The organism is Serratia sp. 121840015-1 (assembly GCF_053627655.1).
The window spans coordinates 2,389,816-2,414,246 of sequence record NZ_JBSEYF010000001.1 but is presented as its reverse complement, the minus strand read 5'-3'; the positions used below and the strand labels follow the sequence as shown (position 1 = coordinate 2,414,246).

General features: G+C 52.0%; 17 protein-coding genes. 14 read left to right on the top strand and 3 right to left on the bottom strand.

What is annotated here, in order from left to right; all coding sequences use genetic code 11:
• Window positions 1-284 precede the first annotated feature (284 nt).
• The 14 genes from ACUXAC_RS11725 (at window position 285) to gndA (ending at window position 22,243) form a co-directional block, all read left to right on the top strand.
• Window positions 285-2,891 (top strand): beta strand repeat-containing protein, encoded by a 2,607-nt coding sequence (locus ACUXAC_RS11725; RefSeq protein ID WP_187322179.1) that lies wholly within the window; start codon window positions 285-287, stop codon window positions 2,889-2,891.
• 381 nt (window positions 2,892-3,272) lie between these two features.
• Window positions 3,273-5,039, top strand: coding sequence for a type I secretion system permease/ATPase (locus tag ACUXAC_RS11720; RefSeq protein ID WP_047728091.1), 1,767 nt, complete (start codon window positions 3,273-3,275; stop codon window positions 5,037-5,039).
• Window positions 5,040-5,093: 54 nt separating this feature from the next.
• The gene (locus ACUXAC_RS11715) at window positions 5,094-6,425 is read left to right on the top strand and encodes an HlyD family type I secretion periplasmic adaptor subunit (RefSeq protein ID WP_038881050.1); all 1,332 of its coding nucleotides are present in this window, start codon (window positions 5,094-5,096) and stop codon (window positions 6,423-6,425) included.
• Between the two features lie 2 nt (window positions 6,426-6,427).
• On the top strand, window positions 6,428-7,804 hold the full coding sequence (locus tag ACUXAC_RS11710) for a TolC family outer membrane protein (RefSeq protein WP_084826539.1): 1,377 nt from the start codon (window positions 6,428-6,430) through the stop codon (window positions 7,802-7,804).
• A 276-nt stretch (window positions 7,805-8,080) separates the two neighbouring features.
• Window positions 8,081-9,505, top strand: a complete 1,425-nt coding sequence (locus tag ACUXAC_RS11705; protein ID WP_084826538.1) for a mannose-1-phosphate guanylyltransferase/mannose-6-phosphate isomerase — start codon at window positions 8,081-8,083, stop codon at window positions 9,503-9,505.
• Window position 9,506: 1 nt separating this feature from the next.
• Complete coding sequence (gene cpsG, locus ACUXAC_RS11700) at window positions 9,507-10,880, top strand: phosphomannomutase CpsG (RefSeq protein ID WP_387445669.1); 1,374 nt, start codon at window positions 9,507-9,509, stop codon at window positions 10,878-10,880.
• A gap of 145 nt (window positions 10,881-11,025) precedes the next feature.
• Complete coding sequence (gene galE, locus ACUXAC_RS11695) at window positions 11,026-12,042, top strand: UDP-glucose 4-epimerase GalE (RefSeq protein WP_100396912.1); 1,017 nt, start codon at window positions 11,026-11,028, stop codon at window positions 12,040-12,042.
• A gap of 414 nt (window positions 12,043-12,456) precedes the next feature.
• Window positions 12,457-12,990, top strand: a complete 534-nt coding sequence (gene rfbC, locus ACUXAC_RS11690) for a dTDP-4-dehydrorhamnose 3,5-epimerase (protein ID WP_049202254.1) — start codon at window positions 12,457-12,459, stop codon at window positions 12,988-12,990.
• Window positions 12,990-13,856 carry a dTDP-4-dehydrorhamnose reductase gene (gene rfbD, locus ACUXAC_RS11685; protein ID WP_187322180.1) on the top strand — a complete coding sequence of 289 codons (867 nt, stop codon included), beginning with the start codon at window positions 12,990-12,992 and terminating at the stop codon, window positions 13,854-13,856. Before rfbC ends, rfbD begins: the two co-directional genes overlap by 1 nt.
• 170 nt (window positions 13,857-14,026) lie before the next feature.
• On the top strand, window positions 14,027-14,875 hold the full coding sequence (locus ACUXAC_RS11680; RefSeq protein ID WP_187322181.1) for a glycosyltransferase: 849 nt from the start codon (window positions 14,027-14,029) through the stop codon (window positions 14,873-14,875).
• A gap of 106 nt (window positions 14,876-14,981) precedes the next feature.
• The gene (locus ACUXAC_RS11675; RefSeq protein ID WP_100396914.1) at window positions 14,982-15,815 is read left to right on the top strand and encodes an ABC transporter permease; all 834 of its coding nucleotides are present in this window, start codon (window positions 14,982-14,984) and stop codon (window positions 15,813-15,815) included.
• Window positions 15,805-17,124 carry an ABC transporter ATP-binding protein gene (locus ACUXAC_RS11670; protein WP_100396915.1) on the top strand — a complete coding sequence of 440 codons (1,320 nt, stop codon included), beginning with the start codon at window positions 15,805-15,807 and terminating at the stop codon, window positions 17,122-17,124. Before ACUXAC_RS11675 ends, ACUXAC_RS11670 begins: the two co-directional genes overlap by 11 nt.
• A 4-nt stretch (window positions 17,125-17,128) precedes the next feature.
• Window positions 17,129-20,566 carry a GT99 family glycosyltransferase N-terminal domain-containing protein gene (locus ACUXAC_RS11665; RefSeq protein WP_100396916.1) on the top strand — a complete coding sequence of 1,146 codons (3,438 nt, stop codon included), beginning with the start codon at window positions 17,129-17,131 and terminating at the stop codon, window positions 20,564-20,566.
• Window positions 20,567-20,836: 270 nt separating this feature from the next.
• The gene (gene gndA, locus ACUXAC_RS11660; protein ID WP_060440334.1) at window positions 20,837-22,243 is read left to right on the top strand and encodes an NADP-dependent phosphogluconate dehydrogenase; all 1,407 of its coding nucleotides are present in this window, start codon (window positions 20,837-20,839) and stop codon (window positions 22,241-22,243) included.
• 74 nt (window positions 22,244-22,317) lie between these two features.
• On the opposite strand, the gene hisIE is transcribed toward gndA, so the two are convergent.
• From hisIE to hisA, 3 genes are read right to left on the bottom strand one after another with little or no spacing between them, the layout of a single operon-like run.
• Window positions 22,318-22,938: a bifunctional phosphoribosyl-AMP cyclohydrolase/phosphoribosyl-ATP diphosphatase HisIE gene (gene hisIE, locus ACUXAC_RS11655; protein WP_060440333.1), complete on the bottom strand. Its 621-nt coding sequence runs from the start codon at window positions 22,936-22,938 to the stop codon at window positions 22,318-22,320.
• Complete coding sequence (hisF, locus tag ACUXAC_RS11650) at window positions 22,932-23,708, bottom strand: imidazole glycerol phosphate synthase subunit HisF (protein WP_041034248.1); 777 nt, start codon at window positions 23,706-23,708, stop codon at window positions 22,932-22,934. The genes hisIE and hisF overlap by 7 nt, the downstream gene beginning before the upstream one ends.
• Entirely contained in the window at window positions 23,690-24,427 is a 738-nt protein-coding gene (hisA, locus tag ACUXAC_RS11645; protein WP_060421534.1) for a 1-(5-phosphoribosyl)-5-[(5-phosphoribosylamino)methylideneamino]imidazole-4-carboxamide isomerase, read from the bottom strand. The genes hisF and hisA overlap by 19 nt, the downstream gene beginning before the upstream one ends.
• Between the last annotated feature and the right edge of the window lie 4 nt (window positions 24,428-24,431).

Here is a 24,431-nt window from a genome sequence, read left to right as displayed (position 1 = left end):
GTGTTATTTATGATGTGTTTCATAAATCCGCATGGATAAAAAAGATATAGTCAGTACTCTCATCTGTTTTTATTTGCTCTATATTCTTGAGGGGCATTGAAAAGTAAGAAAAAAATCCCGCTCAATAATATGTGTCGCTGTTACTTGACAAAATTTTGGTTACCTCCTTTATTTAGTCTGTGGAGATGTAAATCCTGTCTCTGCAAACCTTATGATTCGGACATTTTCCCTCATCATTCGCTCGTTCGGATGATTTTGAGGTTAGTTTTCTAAAGGGGTAATTTATGGCTTCTCTAGCGAATCAGCAGACCGCTGCTGCGATTTTTTACGCGGTTTTAGGACGTAGCCCGAGTGAGTACTCATTCAAAAATTTTGGTGAGAGTCTCGAGACGGGGCAGTACACAATTAGCAGTTTTGCAAACTTTTTACTGACAAGCCCGGAAGGTACTGCTCTTTACCAAGGGAAAAGTAGTGCAGATATTGTCACTAAAGTTTATACGTTGGTGTATGGTTCTGCGCCAAGTCCAACGACGGTCACCGATCTTTTAGCTACAGGGAGTTTATCTGTTGTGCTTTCTTCAATCGTAAATACTGTACTGAATTATGAAGGGTTTGATCCTAGTTTGTTAAGTTCACAACTTACATTCACCAACAAAATTGATTCTATTCTCTACTCTTCGACAGCCAGCTTGCCTCCATTGAATCTTCAGGAACAAATTGCTGCGTTGTATTTAGGTATTCCTGGGCGACCAGTTGATTCTAGCGGTTTGAAGTACTGGAGTACTGATTTACTGCGGGGAACGAGTTATGTTGATGTAATTAATAAACAACTACTTACTCCAGAGTATCAACAAAAGGTTGGTTCACTTACCGGCGACGCATATATTCAGCATGTTTATACCTTGGTTCATGGTGTCGCTGCTACTCAGCAGCAATTGGCCACATATTCTGCGCTTGGCACCGATAAAGCTATTATTGCTCAAGCTATTATCAATGACATGCGCAGTTCGACAGCAACCGATGCCACGACAGTTTCACAGCAACACGCATTTGAATTTGGCATTGGCTCAAGTTTGCTTTACAAGACGGCTGCCGCTTTGTCTGTCACCACTGGCGGGGGTAATGCTACAGGAACAGTTAATACAGCCTCCAGCCATGCTCTGAGCAATGCTGAAACTGCCGTTCTCACGAATGTTATTCTTAATGCCAATGCTGCCGCAGCGGTCAACCTGAAGTTCGCCGACCATCTGGCGAATCTGACTATCAACGGCACCAGCGCAGCGACGGTGAACCTGTCTGATAACGGCGTCAACCCTGGCGTGGCGGTGACTGTCAACAACGGCAACGTCATTCTGAACGCCAGCTCCGGTTCAGACAACGTGGTCGTGACTTCGACGGCTAACATCGCGACCGGGACCGCACAGTTTAACCTCGGCGCCGGCAACGACAGCCTGCACTGGGCGGGTAACGCGGTCTCCGGCGGTGCGAACACCGTTGCCAATACCGTCAAGGCTGACGGCGGTACCGGCACGGATTCCATCTCTGCCAACTTCATCACCAAAACCGTCGTGACCAACCAGAACGCCCTGGGCGTTCGCACCAGCACCGTGACCAGCAACGCCAACAACTTCTCGAACTTTGAGCAGATTGATCTGACCGGTTATATCGGTAAGTCTGTCGGTACGCTGATTACGACACCGCTGATTGGTTCACCGACCACCACCAGCGTCACTACGCCAACCAACACCTTCGACTTTGGCCTGACCAACGGCACGTCTACGGTAGAAGGTACTACGGGCGGTACGGTCACCCAGAACGCAGCGGCGACCAACCTGGGGGCGCAAGGGTTCGTGATCTCCGGCCTGGCTAACGTCAACGTCATCAACGCTGCCGGCGGTAACGCCGCACAGCTGGAAGTGAAAGGCGATGCGACCTCAGCCAGTACGCTGAACTTCACCTTCGTCCAAAACGCCACCGACCACTTTAACATCAACTTTGATGCAGTGAGCTCGGCGAACGTGAATGCCGGCGCCATCAGCCTGAACAGCAGCAGCAGTGCGCTGTTGGGCACCGCGCTGACGACGGTGAACGTGGCTTCCGGCGGTACCGGTTCGTTCAACAACATTCTGTCCCTGGCAGGCACCAATGCGCAGGTTCAGACTGTCAACGTGACCGGTGACCATGCGCTGAACTTGACGTTGGGTAGCGGCTTCAGCAACGTTCGTGACGTTAACGCTTCTACCAATACCGGCGGTTTGAACCTGGATTCAAGCCATGCGGGTACGGGTGACGGTATTATCGTGCAGCTGTTGAACGCGTTGCCACTGAGTGCGGTTACCACCGCATTGCTGACCCCGCTGCTGAACACGCTGGGTCTGAACGGTTACCAACTGACGGTAGAAGGGACGTCCACGGCCGACAGCTTCAACGTACTGGGTAACACCACGTTGACCGGGGGCACCGGGGCGAATATCTACGATCTGAAATCCAGTACTTCGCAGGCGGGGGTCACCATCACCGACTTCAGCACTGCGAAAGACAAAATCGTGGATGCGGCTTCCGGCCTGACCCTGTCCAACACCGGTACCGCGGTGGCGGATTACGGTACTCGCGCTTCAGATACGTTGGATGCGCTGTTAGGTTCACTGGTTGGCGGTCTGACTACCGGCGTTGTCGGTCTGTTGGGTGGCATCCTGGGCCTGAGCAATCCTAACTCGCTGACGGCGAAGGTGGGCGTGGCCTCGGTGGTGTTCAGTGGTACAGGTAACAATGCTGACTCCTATGTGATTATTGACAATAACAATAACCACACGCTGGATGCTAACGATACCGTCATTTACCTGACTGGCCAGAACCACCAGCAATTGGTGGATACTCTGCACTACGCTTAAGAGTAAAACCACAACAGCCAATAATTCCCTATGGAACTATTGAGTTTTAAATAATGCGGGGGAGGTTATTCCCCCGCATGTTTAAATTTGTGAGCAGCATCATCCTCTCTAAGTTATTCCATTTCGTTATCTTCCCGTTGCTTTTCCATTTTCCCGTATCATTCTGTTTTATCATGCCTTTTTAAGACGTGATGACCGGCTTTTTTTTTATACCCTACCTTGCCGGTTTTCACTTTCTCTACCTATAGTTAACAAAAGTATCTGCAGTCTCGGGCATTTCTTTGGGGTGAGTCTTCTCGGGATAATTCTTTTTTAGGAATTTCTTTAGGGAAGAGGTCAATGCGGATTGGACTGACAGTGCACATGATGTAAGGGCAGAACGTGAATCAATTTATCCCGCGCAACGAAATTGCGGATGTTATACGGACGCGCAGTAAAGTCTTCTGGACCGTTGGTATATTCACTGCGTTTATTAACCTGTTAATGCTGGTGCCTTCCATTTACATGCTCCAGGTTTACGACCGGGTGCTTCCTTCTCGCAATGAAATCACGCTGTTAATGCTGACGCTGATCATGCTGGGTATGTTCGGCATGATGTCCTTGCTGGAATACGTGCGCAGCATGGTGGTGATCCGCATCGGCAGCCAGCTGGATATGCGTCTCAATACGCGTATCTATACGGCGGCTTACGAGGCGAATTTAAAGAACGGCTCTTCCGATGCTGGCCAGATGTTGAGCGATCTGACTAACGTGCGTCAATTCCTGACCGGCAGTGCGCTGTTCGCCTTCTTCGATGCGCCGTGGTTCCCTATTTATCTGCTGGTGATTTTCCTGTTTAACCCTTGGCTGGGGTTGTTCGCGCTGGTGGGCTCCTTGCTGTTGATCGCCCTGGCGGTGATCAACGAAGTGGTGTCGAAGAAACCGTTGGCGGATGCCAGCCGGCTTTCAATCATGTCGGGCAATCTGGCCAGCACCAACTTGCGCAATGCCGAAGTGATTGAAGCGTTGGGGATGTTACCCAACCTGAAGGGGCGCTGGTTCAGTTTGCATCAGCGCTTCCTGAACAGCCAACGCATCGCCAGCGAACGGGCATCACGGGTCACGTCGATCACGAAGTTTGTGCGTCTGTCGCTTCAGTCGCTGGTTTTGGGCCTGGGGGGCTGGCTGGCGATCGATGGGCACATCACGCCGGGCATGATGATCGCCGGTTCCATTTTGATGGGGCGCACGTTGGCGCCTATCGAGCAGGTGATTAACGTTTGGAAAAGCTGGAGCTCCGCCAAACTGGCTTACCAGCGCCTGGTACGCTTGTTGGAGCAGCATCCGCCGCGTGGTACCGCCATGTCGCTGCCGCGCCCGGAAGGGGTGATTTCCGTTGAAGGGGTGACCGCGACGCCGCCCGGCTCGAAGGGGAGCGCGGTGTTGCATAACGTCAGCTTCGCCATTCAGCCGGGAGACGTGCTGGGGATTATCGGGCCAAGCGCCTCCGGCAAGTCGACGTTGGCGCGTCTGCTGGTCGGCATCTGGCCGGTCAGCGAAGGCATCGTGCGCCTGGATAACGCCGACATCTACCAGTGGAACAAGGACGAGCTGGGGCCTTACATCGGCTATCTGCCGCAGGATATTGAGCTGTTCGCCGGCAGCATCGCGGAGAACATCGCCCGCTTCAACGAACTGGACTCGGAGAAAGTGATCGAGGCCGCCAAGTTGGCCGGGGTGCATGAGCTGATTCTGCGCTTCCCCAATGGCTATGATTCGGTTATTGGCAGCGGGGGCGCCGGGCTTTCCGGCGGTCAGAAACAGCGTATCGGTTTGGCGCGCGCGCTGTATGGCGATCCTTCTCTTATCGTGCTGGATGAACCCAACTCCAATCTGGACGATGCCGGCGAGCGGGCGTTGAACCAGGCCATTACGTTCCTTAAACAGCGGAATAAGACGGTGATCCTGATTACGCACCGCACCAATCTGCTGGCGATGACCAACAAGCTGTTGCTGCTGGTTAACGGGAACGTCAATGCGTTTGGCCCAACGCAGCAGGTGCTGCAGGCCTTGGCGAATGCGCAAAAAGCGCAGGTGCCTACGCAGGCGGTGCGTGCGGTGAACTCCGAGCCGGATGAAGGCGATGTTCCTAAAACTCAAATTAATTAAGCCGTGAACTGGCCTGGCGGCGCCGTTGCGTCGCCGGCAGTCAAAGGAGTTGGTATGTCTACGCATATTGGCGAGCCGAATGACTCGTACTCAGAACAGATCCCGCTGGATGAGCGCCGTTATACCCGTCTCGGGTGGTTGGCGCTGGGTGTGGGCGTGTTCGGTTTCTTGGCCTGGGCGGCGTTTGCACCTTTGGACAAAGGGGTCGCGTCGCCGGGATCGGTAACCGTTTCCGGCAACCGTAAAACGGTGCAGGCACCGGCCAGCGGCATCATCAAAAATATCGTGGTGAAAGACGGCGACAAGGTGAAAGCCGGCGAAGTCCTGGTGCAGTTGAGCCAGGTGCAGGCACAGGCGCAGGTCGATTCGCTGCGCGATCAGTATTACACCACGCTGGCGACCGAAGGGCGCTTGCTGGCTGAACGGGACGGTCTGAGCAAGGTCACTTTTTCCCCTGTTTTCGCTCAGGTTAAGGATCAGCCACGTGTCGCGGAGATCATTGCGCTGCAGACGCAGCTGTTCGCCTCCCGTCGCCAAGGGCTGCAAAGTGAAATTGACGGTTATAAGCAGTCGATGGACGGGATCCGTTTCCAATTGAAAGGCCTGCAGGACTCACGCGCCAACAAACAGATCCAACTCTCCAGCCTGCGTGAGCAGATGAACAGCATGAAACAGCTGGCGGCGGACGGTTACCTGCCGCGCAACCGCTATCTGGAAATTCAGCGCCAGTTCGCCGAGGTGAACAGCAGCATCGATGAAACCGTCGGGCGGATTGGCCAACTGCAAAAGCAGCTGCAGGAATCTCAGCAACGCATCGATCAGCGCTTCGCCGACTATCAGCGCGAGGTCAGAACGCAGCTGGCGCAAACCCAAATGGACGCCAGCGAGTTCCGCAACAAGCTGCAAATGGCCGATTTCGATCTGGGCAACACCGCCATCACCTCACCGGTGGACGGCACCGTGGTCGGATTGAATATCTTCACTCAGGGGGGCGTCGTGGGAGCGGGTGACCACCTGATGGACGTGGTACCCAGCCAGGCGACATTGGTGGTGGATTCTCGCCTCAAAGTCGACCTGATCGATAAGGTGTACAACGGGTTGCCGGTGGATCTGATGTTTACCGCCTTCAACCAAAACAAAACCCCGAAAATTCCGGGAACGGTCACGCTGGTTTCCGCCGATCGTCTGGTCGACAAAACCAATGGCGAACCTTACTACCAGATGCAGGTCACGGTCTCGCCGGAGGGCATGAAAATGCTCAGTGGCGAGGACATCAAGCCGGGGATGCCGGTGGAAGTGTTCGTGAAAACGGGGTCACGCTCGCTGCTGAGCTATCTGTTTAAACCTATTTTGGATCGCGCTCATACTTCATTAACCGAGGAATAATTTTGATTCATTCAAAACGACAGGCTGCCGGTCTGGTTATCGGCACCCTTTTGTTTGCGATGTCTGCGCCGGTTTATTCGATAGGGATTTTAGACGCATATTCGCTGGCATTAGAAAAGGACCCGACCTTCCGGGCGGCTATAAAAGAAAAAGAAGCGGGAGATGAGAACGAAAATATCGGCAGGGCGGGGCTGCTGCCGAAGGTATCGCTGAACTACCAGAATTCGCCGCGCAACTGGCAAACGCAGAAGTACCCGCAAAGCGATTTCTTTGGCAACATTACGGAAGCGACGCGGCGTCAGCAGTACCGCAGCTACTCCAGCTCGGTGACGTTGACGCAGCCGCTGTTCGATTATGAGGCCTATGCGCGTTACAAAGGCGGCGTGGCGCAGACGATGATGTCGGATGAACGCTACCGCGGCAAACTGCTCGATCTGGCGGTGAGGGTGATCAGCGCCTACGTCGAAGTGGCCTATTCCAAAGATCAAATCGCCCTGGCCGAGGCGCAAAAAACAGCCTATAAAGAGCAGCTGGCGTTGAACGATCGGCTGATGAGCGCGGGTGAGGGGACGTTGACCGACGTTTCCGAAACGCAGGCGCGCTACAGCCTGGCCGAGGCACAGGTGATCGAGGCGCGCGATGCGCTGGATGCCGCACAGCGCGAGCTGGAGGTGATCATCGGCGTGCCGTTGAATCAACTGGATGAGCTGCAGGTCTTACGGCCGGGCAAGTTCCAGGTGGCTCCGCTGATCCCGTCGAAGTTTGAAGAGTGGCAAAAGATCGCCCTGGAGAATAACCCGGTGCTGGCCGCCTCGCGCCACGGCGTCGATGCGGCAAAATACGAGGTAGAGAGAAACCGCGCCGGCTTTATGCCGAGTGTGCAACTCTATGCTTCGCATTCGGAGAACGATTCCAGCAGCGACAACACGGTTAATCAGAAATATCGCACCGACAGTATCGGGGTGCAGGTGAGTTTGCCGATTTACTCCGGTGGCGGCGTGGCGGCCTCAACGCGGCAGGCGGCGGCACGCTACGGCCAGGCGATGGCCGAGATGGACACGCAGGTTGGCTCGACGCTGAACGATCTGCGCAAACAGTTCAATCTGTGCATCAGCAGCCGCGCCAAGCTGGCGGCCTACGAGCTGGCGGTGAAGTCGGCGACCACGCAGGTGACGGCGACCCGGCAGAGCGTTTTGGCGGGGCAGCGCGTCAACGTCGATGTGCTCAACGCCGAACAGCAGCTCTATAGCGCCCAGCGCGATCTGGCCTCTGCCAAGTACACCTACATCAAGTCCTGGATTACCCTGCTGAGCGACTCCGGCACGTTGGACGAGAAGGATGTGCTGCGCGTGGCGCAGTATTTCGCCCGTAGTAGCTAGCAGCATATTCTCTATGAGCATTAATCTGAAAGAGCAGCACAGTGCTGCTCTTTTTTGCGTTAATACGTTATGTTATCGGCTCGTGATTGCTCTCGTATTTTTGCTAACCTAGCCTATTTCTTTACATAATTGCTGTTAAAGGGCAGTAGGTTAGAGGAATTTATATTTTTAGTAAAAGCGCGGCGATTGGTTGACGATCGTATGAGTTTTAGAATGATGGTGCCGCTGAGGTGTGGCGTCTTCGTTATAAGCATGATTCTGAGTAAAGGGTAGATAATGTCCAAACTAATTCCTGTGGTTATGGCCGGCGGTACTGGGAGTCGTCTATGGCCGATGTCGCGAGAATCGTTTCCTAAACAGTTTTTGTCTATTGATGAGAGTGGCGTAAGTCTGCTGCAACAGACGTTACAGCGTTTGTCGGGCCTGGCTGGCATTGAAGTTGCCGCCCCTCTGGTCATCTGCAACGAGGAACATCGTTTTTTAGTTGCCGAACAATTACGTGAAATTGGACAATTAGCGACCAATATTATTTTAGAGCCCGTAGGGCGTAATACCGCCCCAGCAGTGGCGTTAGCCGCTCATCTTGCTGCTGAGGAAGACGAAGAGAGTATGCTTTTGGTGCTGGCAGCGGACCATCTGATCACCAAAGTGGATAATTTTCACGCGGCTATTCAGACGGCTATTTCGTTTGCAGAAAACAACCAACTGGTCACGTTTGGCATTATCCCTGAGCACCCTGAAACGGGCTATGGCTATATTAAGCGTGGCGAGCACCTTTCCAATGCATGTTTCAAAGTTGATTCGTTCGTTGAGAAGCCGCGTTTGGAGAAAGCGGTCGAATACCTCGCCAGCGGTGATTACAGCTGGAATAGCGGTATGTTTATGTTCAAGACGGCCAAGTTCCTGCAGGAACTGCGGCAATTCAGTCCTGAAATTTTCAGCACTACCCAGCAGTCTGTGAGCAACAGCCAACGCGACATGAATTTTATCCGGGTTGAGCAAGACATCTTCAAACACTGCCCGAGTGACTCCATTGACTATGCGGTGATGGAAAAGACGCATGACGCGGTGGTGATTCCTATTGATGCGGGCTGGAGTGACGTCGGTTCCTGGTCCTCATTGTGGGAAGTGTCAAAGAAGGATCATTTGGGTAATGTCAACGTGGGTGAAATTATCTCGATCGATTCCAATGACAACTACATTTCCTCTGAGTCCGCGTTGGTGGCGACCATCGGGTTGGAAAACCTGGTTGTGGTCAACACCAGTGATGCTCTACTGATTGCTCATAAAGACAAAGTGCAGGATGTCAAAAAAGTCGTTGATGAATTAAAGAAACGTGACCTCCATCATTTCCGCAAGCATTCTTCGTCATATCGACCTTGGGGAAAAATTAGCGAGATCGATAATGGTAATTACTACCAAGTAAAAAAAATTGTAGTACGTCCATCCGAAGGTTTGTCTGTGCAAAGGCATCATCATCGTTCCGAATATTGGGTGGTTGTAAGCGGAACAGCTAAGGTTAGAGTGGATGATAAAGAGTTCTATCTATCTGAAAATCAATCGACTTTCATTCCCTCTGGCTGTATCCATACGCTTGAAAATCCTGGGAAGATTGATTTGGAGATGATAGAGGTCAGGTCTGGTCAGTATTTGGGGGATGACGATATTGAACGACTGCATGACCGCTATGGAAGAAAATAACATGGGAAAATTAACTTGTTTTAAAGCTTATGACATTCGGGGAAAGCTGGGCGAAGAGCTGAATGAGGACATCGCGTATCGTATTGGACGCGCTTACGGCGAGTATTTGAAGCCCAAGTCTATCGTATTGGGCAGCGATGTACGCTTGACCAGTGAAAGCCTGAAACTGGCGCTGGCGAAAGGCTTACAGGATGCGGGCACTGACGTTATCGACATCGGCTTAACCGGGACCGAAGAAATCTATTTTGCCACGACCTATTTAAAAACGGATGGTGGCGTAGAAGTCACCGCCAGCCATAACCCTATCGATTACAACGGCATGAAGTTGGTGCGAGAAGACTCTCGCCCAATTAGCGGCGATACCGGACTACGAGCGATCCAGGAGCTGGCGGAGAAAAACCAGTTTCAGGTACCGGCAGCAATGCGCGGCAGCTACGTCCGCCAGGACGTGTTGGGGGCTTATGTAGAGCACATTCTGTCCTATGTCGACGTGACAAATTTCAAACCGTTGAAGCTGGTGATCAACTCGGGCAACGGCGCGGCGGGGCATGTGATCGATGCTATTGAAGCGCAACTGAAGGCGCAGGGCGTGCCATTGGAGTTTATCAAGGTGCATCACCAGCCGGACGGCACTTTCCCTAACGGTATTCCCAACCCATTGCTTCCTGAGTGTCGTGCGGATACCGCCGATGCGGTGCGTGAGCATGGCGCTGATATGGGCATTGCGTTCGACGGCGATTTCGATCGCTGCTTCCTGTTCGATGAAAAAGGCGATTTCATTGAGGGCTATTACATCGTCGGGTTACTGGCGGAGGCTTTCCTGCAGAAACAGCCAGGGGCGAAGATCATCCACGATCCACGTCTGAGTTGGAACACTGTCGATGTGGTCACCGGTGCCGGGGGCGTACCCGTGATGTCGAAAACCGGCCATGCTTTCATTAAGGAACGTATGCGTGCGGAAGATGCCATTTATGGCGGGGAGATGAGCGCCCACCACTATTTCCGAGATTTTGCTTATTGTGACAGCGGCATGATTCCGTGGCTGCTGGTCGCTGAACTGGTCAGCGTGAAGGGACAAACTCTGGGGCAGCTGGTACAGGATCGCATTGTCGCCTATCCGTCTTCCGGTGAGATCAATATCAAGCTGACTCAGCCGGCCGTGTCTATTGAAAGCGTTAAGCAACACTATTTGGCGCAAGCCGACGAGGTGGACTACACCGATGGCATCAGTATGGCGTTTGCAGGCTGGCGTTTCAATCTGCGTTCCTCCAATACGGAACCGGTAGTGCGTCTTAATGTCGAATCACGTGCCGATGTTGCGCTGATGCAAGAGAAAACTGATGAAATTCTTGCGCTGCTCGCTGCAAAAATTTAACGCTTAGTACATTGAAGATTTAGGATAAGGGCGGCTTTTTGCCGCTCTTTCTTCATGGTGCGCTCAGAAGGTTGTATGATGCATCCATTATTAAATGGGGTGCTTTTGTCAAACAAAGGGTGTTACCGAAGTATAAGGGGTTGATATGGCAATTCTAGTCACCGGCGGTGCCGGTTACATCGGGTCTCACACCGTTTTATCTTTGCTGGAGCGCGGCGAAGACGTGGTGGTATTGGACAACTTGTCGAACTCTTCTGCCGAGTCATTAAGCCGCGTGGAAAAGCTGACGGGGAAATCCGCAGTGTTCTACCAGGGGGACGTTCAGGATGCCGAATGTCTGCATCGCATCTTTGAAGCGCACTCAATTACGAGCGTGATCCACTTCGCCGGTCTTAAGGCGGTAGGTGAATCTACGCGTAAACCGCTGGAATACTACCAGAATAACGTTACTGGCACGCTGGTGTTGTTGGATGCGATGCGCCGTGCCGGCGTACATGCGTTCATCTTTAGCTCGTCCGCCACCGTCTATGGGGCCAATTCGCCGGTGCCTTACGTCGAGACGACGCCGATCGGCGGCACGACCAGCCCTTATGGTACGTCCAAGCTGATGGTGGAACAGATTCTGCAGGATTTCGCCAAGGCTGAGCCGCAGTTTTCGATTATTGCCTTGCGTTACTTTAACCCGGTAGGTGCCCATGAGTCGGGGTTGATCGGCGAAGATCCTAACGGAATTCCCAATAACCTGTTGCCTTATATCTCGCAGGTTGCGATTGGCAAACTGGAAAAGCTGGGTATTTTCGGCGGGGATTACCCGACGAACGATGGGACGGGAGAGCGTGATTACATTCATGTCATGGATCTGGCCGAAGGCCATCTGAAAGCGATGGATCATCTGCCGAAGCTCAACGGATTTAAGGCCTATAACCTGGGGGCCGGTGTAGGGCACTCGGTACTGGCGATGGTTCAGGCATTTGAAAAAGCCTCCGGTGTCGCGATCCCTTACCAAATATTGCCGCGCCGCGACGGCGATCTGCCTGCCTTCTGGGCGAACGCCGATCTGGCTTATCAGGAGCTGGGGTGGAAAGTGCGCAGGGGGCTCGATGATATGATGCGCGATACCTGGAACTGGCAGAAGAAAAATCCTAAGGGTTTTCAGCGCTGATCCTGCAGTTTACCCCCATCGTTTATAGGAAAGGATAAATGGTGGGGCCAAAACGACCATTGGGCAATCAGTAAGCGATACTTGATAAATTGTAACCAGCTTCCTAGAAAATACAGCAAAACTTTCTACTACATTTCCTATATTTCATTTTAAAACCATTGAGTTAAATCTTATCCTTGAACAAGAACCACACAGATTCAGCGTATTTTTTTACGTTACGGTGTCGGATGTTTTTGCAAATTGTGCTAGTCTCTCAAACCTTCGCGGACCCTATATTATTTCTGTCATATGCACGCGAGTTTGTTTAAGGTTCGTTCAAAAAGACCTCAAACGTGAAGTGTAAACTCGGTGGCGACGCGTGTTTATAAGCATAATTCGAGGTCTCTGGGTAACGTTTTTGTGAGTAAATTTCTAATGAAAGTGATAGAGACGCAGGTTGAAGGTGTAAAGCTGATCGAACCCAAAGTGTTTGGCGACCAGCGTGGTTTTTTCTTGGAAACGTTCCAAAAAAGCCGATACCAGGAGCTGCTCGGCATTGATGCGGAGTTCGTACAAGATAACCACTCCCGTTCTGCGCGTGGCGTCTTGCGGGGATTGCATTTTCAAACGGCAAAACCGCAAGGTAAGTTGGTAAGGGTGGTACGCGGCGAGGTCTACGATGTGGTCGTCGATATTCGTCCTGAGTCGCCGACGTTCAAAAAGTGGGTTGGCGTCTACTTGTCTGAAGAGAACAAAAACCAACTTTGGGTGCCGCCTGGTCTCGCCCATGGTTTTGTCGTAGTTTCGGACTCGGCTGATTTTGAATATAAATGCACTGATTACTATGATCCAAGTAATGAAGGTTGCCTACTGTGGAACGATCCGGAAGTAGGTGTCGAATGGCCAATCAGCGATCCGCTGTTGTCGCCAAAGGATCTGCAGGGAAAACTGTTTAGAGAGCTTTTTTAATGCGTGTACTTTTGACTGGTGCTGCGGGGCAGCTGGGACGCTGTATTATCGATCGTTTCCCTGCCAATTGGACCCTGATGGCGATGGACAGCCAGCAATTGGATATCGCGGACTCCGCTGCCGTTTCGGCAGCGGTTGAACAGCTAGTACCGGATGCCATTATCAATGCTGCGGCTTATACTGCGGTGGATAAAGCGGAATCTGAGCCTGAAAAGGCCAGGGCGATCAATGCGCTCGGCCCAGGATTCCTGGCTACAGCAGCGGCGAAGTTAGACATTCCTTTCATACATATCTCGACCGATTACGTCTTTGACGGCACTTCATCGGAACCGTACTGTGAAGAGACGCCATGTTCACCCCAGAGCGTTTACGGGCAAACGAAACTCGAAGGTGAGCGTGCGGCTTTGCTGGCAAATCCGAAAACGGTAGTGATCAGAACGGCCTGGGTTTTCAGCGAATACGGCAACAACTTCGTAAAAACCATGCTGCGAGTCGGTGCACAGAGGGGGGAATTGGGCGTGGTGAGCGACCAGTTCGGTTGCCCTACCTATGCGGGAGACATTGCGGCGACGGCCATCGCTATGCTGTCCCATCCTAAATTACCTTACGGTATCTATCATTACTGCGGCGATAACGCGGTTTCATGGTTCGATTTTGCTTGCGCTATCTTCCGGGAGGCGGAGAGCTCAGCTCATTATCCGCATAAGGTGAGTGTCAAACCTATCGCAACCCATGAATATCCAACGCCTGCATCCAGGCCTGCTTTTTCGATTCTGAGCACCAGCAAGATTTGTGCGCTGGATCTGAAGCCTAGCCCATGGGAACAGCAACTTAAAATTGTACTCCAGAAGATATTATCTCAGTGATGATCCTTCAAATGGATGAGATTAAAGGGGATAATACTATCCCCTTTGACGTTTTTGCATGGTGATGAAACGTTAACATCGCTTATGGGCCTGACGTTCAGTCTTTTAACCACCCTAATGGCATGACTTTGTGACTGCGGTAAATTACGGGTTTAGGAACTAGATACAGCATGGCTGTAGACCAAGAAAAATCTCAATTTCAGATCGTTGCATCTATCGTTTTATTCAACCACAGCTATGAGCAGGTGGCGGGCACCTTGACGTCTCTCTTGGCCGAGCGCTGTGTTGAAAAGATTGTTTTGGTCAATAATGGCGGTGCCGATTGGGCCGATGCTTTGGAAAATGATCGTATCAGCTACATCTCTGCTAAGGGAAATGGCGGGTTTGGCCACGGACATAACCTGGCAATGAGCCGCTACCTGGACTCCTGCGAGTATTTTTTGATCTGTAACCCGGATATCAGTTTTGAGATGGGGGCATTGGCGAGTTTGTATCAGTTCGCCAGCGAAGGGAAACACCAGTTTGTCTCTCCACGGATACATTATAGCGACGGCCGTTTTCAGTATAGTTGTCGTCTGTTACCGACACCGGCAAACCTTTTGCTTCGTCGCTTCCTGCCAAAATGGGGAGCTAAGATGGATATTGACTACGAACTGCAACATGCTGACTACGAGAAAAACTTTGCCGTGCCTTCCGTTTCAGGCTGTTTCATGTTGATGAAGTCGGAATTACTGGCTCGTTTGGAGGGGTTTGATGAGCGTTACTTTATGTATCTCGAGGATGTTGATCTGTGCCGACGGGCGCTTGAACTCACTGATATTATGTATTATTCAGGAACTACAATCACACACGTATTCGGTAAGGGATCATATAAATCTCTAACTTTATTGGGATACCATATGCGCTCAGCGATTCTTTATTTTAACAAATGGGGATGGTTCTTTGACCGGGAGCGCTGTCGTTACAACCAGCGCTACTTGAATTCTATCCCGATGGCTTCTTCTCGCGATCGTCGCTGAACCCCCGGCTATAAATGTTTGATAGTTTTTAAGGTGTTGATTATGTTAATATATGTGGATGATCGGATAGTGGTCAACGCTGCCGAAGACGGTAAGGAGCTAAATGATGAGTAACCCTCATAAAAATAGGCCGCTGACGCCGTTAGGCCTCCTTCGCACTTTGTGGGGGTTCAAGTCGTTGATTGCGCAAATGACCAAGAGAGAAGTCGTCGGTCGTTATAAAGGTTCAACGATGGGCTTGGCTTGGTCATTCCTGAACCCATTGTTCATGCTGGTCGTTTACACCTTTGTTTTTTCGGTGGTTTTTAAGGCGCGTTGGTCAGTAGGGGGCGATGAGAGTCGCACACAGTTCGCCGTGATTTTATTTGTAGGTATGATTGTGCATGGTTTCTTCGCCGAAGTGATCAACCGTGCGCCGCAGATTATCTTAGGAAATGCCAACTACGTTAAAAAAGTCGTGTTTCCTCTGGAGACGCTGCCCGTGATCAGCCTATGCGCAGCCTTGTTTCACTCTCTGATTAGCCTGGTTGTCTTGTTGTGCGCCTTCTTTCTTTTTAACGGCTTTTTGCACTGGACCATTGTGTTTATTCCTTTGGTTTTCCTGCCACTGGTGATCTTTTGCCTAGGGTTGGGATGGGTGCTGGCATCTCTTGGGGTATTTATCCGAGATGTAGGCCAAACCACGGTGATTATTACAACGGTAATGATGTTTTTGTCACCGGTCTTTTTCCCGATTACCGCGCTGCCGGAGAAATACCGAATCTGGATTATGCTTAATCCGCTTACGTTCATTATTGAACAAGCACGTAACGTATTGATTTGGGGGACTCTGCCAGATTGGCAGGGGCTGATGGTATATACCCTGGCAGCTGCTGCGGTGGCGTGGTTGGGTTATGTCTTCTTCCAGAAAACCAGAAAGGGGTTTGCGGATGTCCTCTAATGAAATAGCTATTGAAGTCAAGGGATTAAGCAAATGTTATCAGATTTATGATCGCCCACGCGATCGTCTGAAACAGTTTTTCGCTCCTAAACTACAACGAGTTGCGCGTCGCGAATCTCGGCGCTATTTTCGCGAGTTTTGGGCTTTACGAGATGTCTCTTTCAGCATCAAAAAAGGTGAAACTGTCGGTATTATCGGGCGTAACGGTGCTGGCAAATCGACTTTGCTGCAAATGATTTGCGGCACGCTAACGCCAACGGCAGGGGAGATCCAGGTTAACGGAAGAATTGCCGCTTTGCTGGAGTTGGGTGCTGGTTTTAACCCTGAATTCACCGGTCGAGACAATGTTTACCTTAACGGTTCTGTTTTAGGATTTTCGCGCGAACAAGTCGATGCTCGCTTTCAGGAAATCATTGATTTTGCAGATATTGGTGAGTTCATCGACCAACCGGTAAAAACCTATTCCAGCGGCATGTATGTTCGATTGGCCTTTGCCGTCCAGGCGTGCGTCGAACCGGAAATCCTGATTGTCGATGAAGCGCTGGCCGTGGGGGATATTGGTTTCCAGTACAAGTGCTACAAGCGCATGGAAGCTCTTCGAGCTAAGGGCGTCACCATTATTATGGTGACCCATTCCACCGGCAGTATTCTTGAGTACGCTGATCGTTGTCTGGTGATGAATGATGGCCAGCTGGTTGGTGATACGCATGATGTATTAGCCGCGGTGCTCGCGTACGAAAAAGGTATGCTGTTGACCCAAAACTCGCCGAAAGAAAGAAAACAGCGTGCGGAATGTTCTGATGTCAAAGATGTAGCGACACTTCAGGCCATTCAGGCGGAACAGACTAATGCTGAAGTAGGGGAGAAACGCTTTGGCAGTGCACGTGCGATTATTGAAAGTTTGCAGATCTACAAATCTGACGGTACGCCATTGTCAGAAAAACCTCTTGTGCGGTCTGGCGAAGAGCTAACTTTAGACTACAGGATTTTGTCTTCGGAAGTCATCGAAGATGTGGCGCTCGGCGTTTCCATTTCCAAAGCTCAAGGGGGGGATATCTGGGGCGACAGCAACATTGCCGCTGGCGTTCCTATCGTTTTGAAACCCGGTGAGCAGCACATCGTATATAAAGTCAAACTGCCTATCAATTCCGGTGATTACCTGGTGCACTGTGGCTTGGCTCGCGTCGGCAAGGGGGAAAGGGAAGAACTCGATCAGCGTCGGCCGATGATGAGGCTGAAATTCTGGTCGTCGCGTGAATTGGGTGGCGTTATCCATGCTCCAATACAAATTTCGTTGGACGAGGAATAACGTTATGCTGGCTATTTTTTTACCGTCTTATCCTTTTCGCGGCGTAAAAGCTCCCTACCTGTGGGTGTTTTATCGGTTGTTGAGCACTTTGCAGGAAAAAAGCATTTTTATCACCGGCGGTGATTACTTGCGCGAGCCTGGGCTATGGAGTGAACAAGGACGCTGGGAGTTCGATGTACCCACGATGAATAATCTGGGCTATTCGTTGCCGACTCAGGATATATTTGATCGACATGAGTTTGAACTACTGGATGATGGCCTGTTTGCTCGATTGTTGAATGAAACGCACGAAAATCCAATGGCTGCGTTCAATGTGTTTCTTACTCAGCGCATTCCCGAGTTGGAGTCTGAGCTTAAGGGGCTTTTACATGCGAAAATAAAATGTGGCATTGAAGGGATTCTCAGCATTTGTAATTGCCCTTCGCTGGAACATGTTGCGCAAGAGCTGGCGATTCCCGTTATTCACATTGAGGTGGGCCCTCTACGTTCGCCGATGTATCTGGGAACCGGTTACATTGATTTTCGTGGCGTAAATGGCAATACCGAAGCACAGGCGCGTTATCTACCTGTCGCACATGATTGTCGAGTTCAGCTTTCAATGGCTGAGCTGCATCAATTTTTTGCACAGGATGCATTGCCACAGAAAGATATTGCGGAATTTGAACTTGGGTTAGCGCTACAGGTTGAGGATGATTCGAATATCATTGCCTATAGCAATGGTTTCAATAACTTATCTATTCTCTCATATGCTCAGACGCAATGTCCTAGCGAAAGCATACTGGTTCGGCCGCATCCCGGCAGTCGCTTTCAGCTGCAAAACACAGCGTCTGAAATCGATCACTCATCCAATAGCCTCGAGTTCTTACTCCGCTGTCAACGGCTCGTAACCATCAACTCGAGCGTAGGTTTGGAAGGGTTGTTGCTTGAGAGAGATGTTCAAATATTGGGTGACACTTCGTATCGTTTCATCGATGAGGTCGCTGACGAATCTGAACGCGTGAACAGAATGGCGTTCTATCTGTTTTCTTACCTTGTTCCGTTCGAACTGATGTTTGATACGGACTATCTGCATTTTCGCCTGTCTAAGCCGGCAGAAATCGACATCGTGCGGTATCATCTTAATTATTATTCAGCAGGAGCTGACGAGTTGACCAGTATGAAAGGGATAACCATCGGTGAGTTGATCACGGAGCATGTTAAGCTGGACAATAACGTTAGAGCCGAAATTTTCCGCGTTATTGAAGAGCAGAAACAGCATATTGATGAGAAATGCCAGCAGATTGAATTGCTGGAGCAACGTTTGCGGTTGCAGCTCGAAGAAAATCTGCAACTGCGAGAGTCAATGCTGCAAACGAAAAATCAACATGAGCAAATCATGTTGCAAAAGCAAAGCCAGCATGAGGAAGCCTTGCAGCGGATAAAAATCAGTGAAGAGAACAATAATAATAACTGTAAGAAGGAGCTGAAACGCGAAATCAACACGTTAAATTCCGCGTTGAGCCAAAAAGACGGTCTGCTGGAACAACAACATGCTTCCATGGCTTCGATTCGTAATAGCCTATCTTGGAAACTGACAATGCCAGTGAGAATGGTTGGTCGTGCATTGCGCGGCGAGTTTGGGGTCATTCGCGATTTTACCCGCCATTATTTTACACATCGTTTTATCGCTAAGAATTCATTGACAGCAAAGACATGGCGCGCATTCCGTAGCCACCCTCAACCCTATCGCGCATTGGGGCGTAAGGCTAAAACGGCATGTTCACTGATAACGAAAGGTCAATTCTCCGAGTTGATCGCTACCCTGCGCCGGGTGGCGAAAAATACTGCTGACGCACCGATGCCGTTAACGCACATCGATACTCAGCACATTGTGATTCTTGCTTCCAGACATACTCTCTACGTGGCTCATCGGGTAGAGAAGTCTTTGACCGACATCGGGTTGGGCGTCACGATTATTCATGCATACTCGGCTGCAGCAGACAGTGGCCAAATGCACATTGTTATTTGTCCCCAGATATTCCCTGAGTTGCCGAAGAATTTTGTTGCATTCCAGATGGAACAGTCAATTAACCCGCGCTGGTTCACGCCGGAGTACTTTGCAATTCTTGATCGCGCAATCGCGATTTTCGATTACTCGCTTACCAACATCGATTATTTACTGCAACATGGAGTACCCTATCAAAAACTGTTCTACATGCCGGTGTCCTCTTACGATCGTTATGCTGAGCATTTAAAGCAGGGAGGGTATAATCTTCAACCGTTGAAGGATGAAGCGCCGATTGATGTGTTGTTCTATGGCGATCCAAACTGTGAGCGGCGCCAGAATTACCTGCGTGAACTCTCCCAGCGCTTTAATGTGCATATCGCTTCGGAGGTCTTTGGTCAAGACCTGACTCGTCTTGTTATGCGAGCGAAGCTGATCGTTAATATTCATTATTACGAGGATGCACTGCTGGAAACCACCCGCTTGTACGAAACATTGTCCCTGGGAACGCCTATCGTCAGTGAAACCAGTTCGGATATTCAGCATCATGGCATGTTGAATGACGTCATCGACTTCGCTCCGGTAGGCGATATTGATGCGATGGCTGATAAAATCGAACGCTTGCTGGCTGATGAGAAACTTTATGCCCGTCGCCGGCAAGATATTGCGGCGTTTACACGTACAGATTTGCAATTTGATGCTTATTTCAAACGTTATTTGCTGGCTAACGATCTGATTGATTTCCAGACTTACAAAAACAGTGTCGACTTTATCCCGCACAACGAAGTGGATATTCCAAAGTTGTGTTTGTCATTGACAGAAACACCGGTACGCAAGCAAGCGTTTCTCAGCAAACCGACCCATGGCTTCCAGGTCATCGAAGGCATCCGTCATCGTATTGGCTGGATTGGTTGCGGAATGAGTTATAAATACATGTTGTCAACGTTGGCCGAACGCTCTACCGAAATGGCCATGATTTGTGAAGATGACGTATTGTTCCCATTTGATTTTGACATTCAACTGGAGAAGGTCGTCGGGCATTTGCGCCATACTGAATGGGACTGGCATGTGTTTGCGGGCATCATTGCGCACTTACATGATGATACCGAAATTCTGGCTATAAAAGAAATTGATGGCATCGAATATGTTTATATCAACCGTATGACAAGTATGGTTATGAATATCTATTCTCGCCGCGGTATCGAGCTTATCAGCCAATGGAACGAGAAGAACATCGACGCTGAAAGCAATACTATCGATCGTTATCTGGAGTCCGCACCAGGTTTGACCGTTGTAACGACATTGCCGTTTATGGTCGGCTATGCCGAAGATCAACACTCAACGTTGTGGGGATTCGTAAATACTCAGTATACCGATATGATTCGCGGCAGTGAGCGGTTATTGGCCGAAAAAGTGGCTGCGTTTAAGGCGCATCAGTCTGAAACGACCAAGGTATAACGCAGTATTCATCTGAGCGCTGAAATCAAAACGGTCAGTCGTAGATGACTGACCGTTTTTTATTGTAAGCCTCAAGCTGCCTCTACTGGCGACTGTTTTTACTGGAGAGAGCTGATAATTGTATATGGTTCAAACGTATGCAACCTATTATGTGACCTATCGCACCAATCACTACCCACCCGGCTCAATCCTGAGTTAACATGTGTGCCACATCACAAAACCTGCTGGCCGACGTTGCCGGCAGGGTCATCCTCAGACAGGAGTTCCTAAATGTCCAAGCAACAAATCGGCGTTGTCGGCATGGCGGTAATGGGCCGCAACCTCGCGCTGAACATCGAGAGCCGTGGTTACACCGTTTCCATTTTCAACCGTTCTGGCGACAAAACTGACGAAGTGATCGCTGAGAACCCGGGCAAAAACCTGGCGCCGTATTACACCGTTGAAGAGTTTGTTGAATCGCTGGAAAAACCGCGCCGCATCCTGCTGATGGTGAAAGCGGGCGAAGCGACGGATAAAACCATTGCCTCGCTGACTCCGCACCTGGACAAGGGCGATATCCTGATCGACGGCGGCAACACCTACTATCAGGACACCATCCGTCGTAACCGCGAACTGTCCGACCAGGGCTTCAACTTCATCGGCACCGGCGTTTCCGGCGGTGAAGAGGGCGCGCTGAAAGGGCCTTCCATCATGCCTGGCGGCCAGAAAGAAGCTTACGAGCTGGTGGCGCCAATCCTGAAGAAAATCGCTGCGGTTGCGGAAGGCGAGCCTTGCGTGACCTACATCGGCGCAGACGGTGCCGGCCACTATGTGAAAATGGTGCACAACGGTATCGAATACGGCGACATGCAGCTGATTGCCGAAGCCTATTCTCTGCTGAAGCAGGCGCTGAACTTGAGCAACGAGCAGCTGGCCGAAACCTTCGCCGAGTGGAACAAGGGCGAGCTGAACAGCTACCTGATCGACATCACCAAAGACATCTTCACCAAGAAAGACGAAGAGGGTAAATACCTGGTCGATGTGATCCTGGACGAAGCCGCCAATAAAGGCACCGGCAAGTGGACCAGCCAGAGCTCGCTGGATCTGGGCGAACCGCTGTCTCTGATCACCGAATCGGTGTTCGCACGCTACCTGTCCTCGCTGAAAGATCAGCGCGTTGCTGCCTCTAAAGTGCTGACCGGCCCGAAAGTGGCGCCGTTCACCGGCGACAAAGCCGAATTCATCGAGAAAGTGCGTCGCGCGCTGTATCTGGGCAAGATCGTGTCCTACGCACAGGGCTTCTCTCAGCTGAAAGCCGCGTCTAAAGAAAACAACTGGGATCTGCACTACGGCGAAATCGCCAAGATCTTCCGCGCCGGCTGCATCATCCGCGCCCAGTTCCTGCAGAAGATCACCGACGCGTATGCGGCGGACGCCGATATCGCCAACCTGTTGCTGGCGCCATACTTCAAGCAAATCGCCGACGAATACCAGCAGGCGCTGCGTGACGTGGTGGCTTATGCCGTGCAGAACGGTATCCCTACGCCAACCTTCTCCGCCGCGATCGCCTACTACGACAGCTACCGTTCCGCGGTGCTGCCGGCGAACCTGATCCAGGCGCAGCGCGACTACTTCGGCGCGCACACCTACAAACGCATCGACAAGGAAGGCGTGTTCCATACCGAATGGATGGAATAAGCCCGCTCGTTGAGCGATAAAAAAAGCCGCCGAGGTTAACGCCCGGCGGCTTTTTTATTGCGTGTAATTTAACGTCACGCTTTTTTCTGATGCCGCTCGCGCAGCCGGCCGATCACCGCGCTCAGATCCAGATCCTGGTCCTGCAGCAGCACCAGCAGGTGATAGATCAGGTCCGAAGCTTCGTTGGTCAGCTCTTCGCGATCGTTGACCGTGGCGGCCAGCGCGGTTTCCACGCCTTCCTCCCCGACTTTCTGCGCGATGCGCTTGGTGCCGCTGGCATACAGGCTGGCGGTGTACGAGCTGTCCGGGCTGGCGTGCTTGCGCTCCGCCAACAGCTGCTCCAACTGATAGAGGAACGTCCAGTCGCTGGCGGCCGGGTGGAAGCAGCTGCTGTTGCCGAGGTGGCAGGTCGGGCCGATCGGGTTGGCCAATACCAGCAGCGTGTCGTTATCGCAGTCCGGCGTAATGCTGACCACCTTGAGGAAATGGCCGGAGCTTTCACCCTTGGTCCACAGACGCTGCTTGGTGCGTGAGAAGAAGGTGACGTTACCGCTCTGCTCGGTGGTCGCCAGCGCTTCCTGCGTCATGTAACCCAGCATCAGCACTTCACCGGAAACGGCGTGCTGCACGATGGCCGGCATCAGACCGTCGGTTTTTTCCCAGTCCAGCTGGTTTCTCTGTTGTTCTGTCAGCACACGCGAATCTCCACGCCTTGTTCAACCAGGAACCTTTTCAGTTCGCCGATATTGATGATTTGTTTGTGGAACACCGACGCCGCCAGCGCGCCGTCGACGTCCGCATCGCGGAACGCTTCTAGGAAGTGCTCCATGGTGCCCGCGCCGCCGGAGGCGATCAGCGGCACCTTGCAGGCCTCGCGCACCAGGCGCAGCTGCTGCAGATCGTAACCGTTGCGCACGCCGTCCTGGTTCATCATGTTCAGCACGATCTCACCGGCGCCGCGGCGCTGCACTTCCTGTACCCAGTCGAGGGTTTCCCACTGGGTGATGCGGGTGCGGCTCTCATCGCCGGTATATTGGTTGACGTGATACTTGCCGGTTTCACTGTCGAACCAGGTGTCGATGCCTACCACGATGCACTGCACGCCGAAGCGTTCTGCCAGGCGACTAATCAGCTCAGGATCGGCCAGCGCCGGCGAGTTGATTGAAATCTTGTCGGCGCCGAAAGACAGGATCTGGCTGGCGTCCTCGGCGCTTTTAATACCGCCGGCGACGCAGAACGGGATATCAATCACCTCCGCCACGCGCGATACCCAGCTTTTGTCCACCACCCGGCCGTCGCTCGAGGCGGTGATATCGTAAAACACCAGCTCGTCCGCACCTTCTTGCGCATAGCGCTGCGCCAGCGGCACAATGTCGCCGATGATTTCGTGGTTGCGGAACTGCACGCCTTTCACCACTTGCCCGTCTTTAACATCCAGGCACGGGATTATCCGTTTTGCCAGCATGCGATCGCCTCCTCAACGCTAAATTTACCTTCCAGCAGGGCGCGCCCCACGATCACGCCGGCAACGCCGCTGCCGCGCAGCTGGGCGATGTCGTCTAGATTGCCGATGCCGCCCGAGGCCTGGAAGGCCACCTGCGGATAACGGCGGCCGATCTCCTGATACAGCGCCACGTTGGACCCGGCCAGCGTACCGTCGCGCGAAATGTCGGTGCACAGCACGTGCTTCAGCCCGTAGGGCAGGAACTGCTCCACCACCTGTTCCAGCGTGGCGTCGGAATCCTCCTGCCAGCCGCTGATGGCCACGCGTTTCACGCCCTGCGCGTCGATGCGCACGTCCAGCGCCAGCACCAGCGCGTCGGCGCCGTAGCGCTCGAACCAGCTCTGCACCAACTGCGGCTGTTTCACCGCGGTGGAGCCGATCACCACGCGCGTGGCGCCGGCCTCCAGCAGGGCGCTGACGTCCTGCTCATTGCGGATGCCGCCGCCGACCTGCACCGGCACGTCAACCCCCGCCAGCAGCTTGCGCAGCAGCGGGATCTGGCGCGCCGCCGGATCCTTGGCGCCGGTCAAATCGACCAGGTGCAGCACCTGGGCGCCCTGTTGTTGATAGTCCTGCAGGCGCAGCAGCGGATCGTTGCCGTAGTCGCGCTGTTGGCCGTAATCGCCCTGATGCAAACGCACCACGTTGCCGTCGATCAAATCCAAAGCCGGAATAATCATGCTG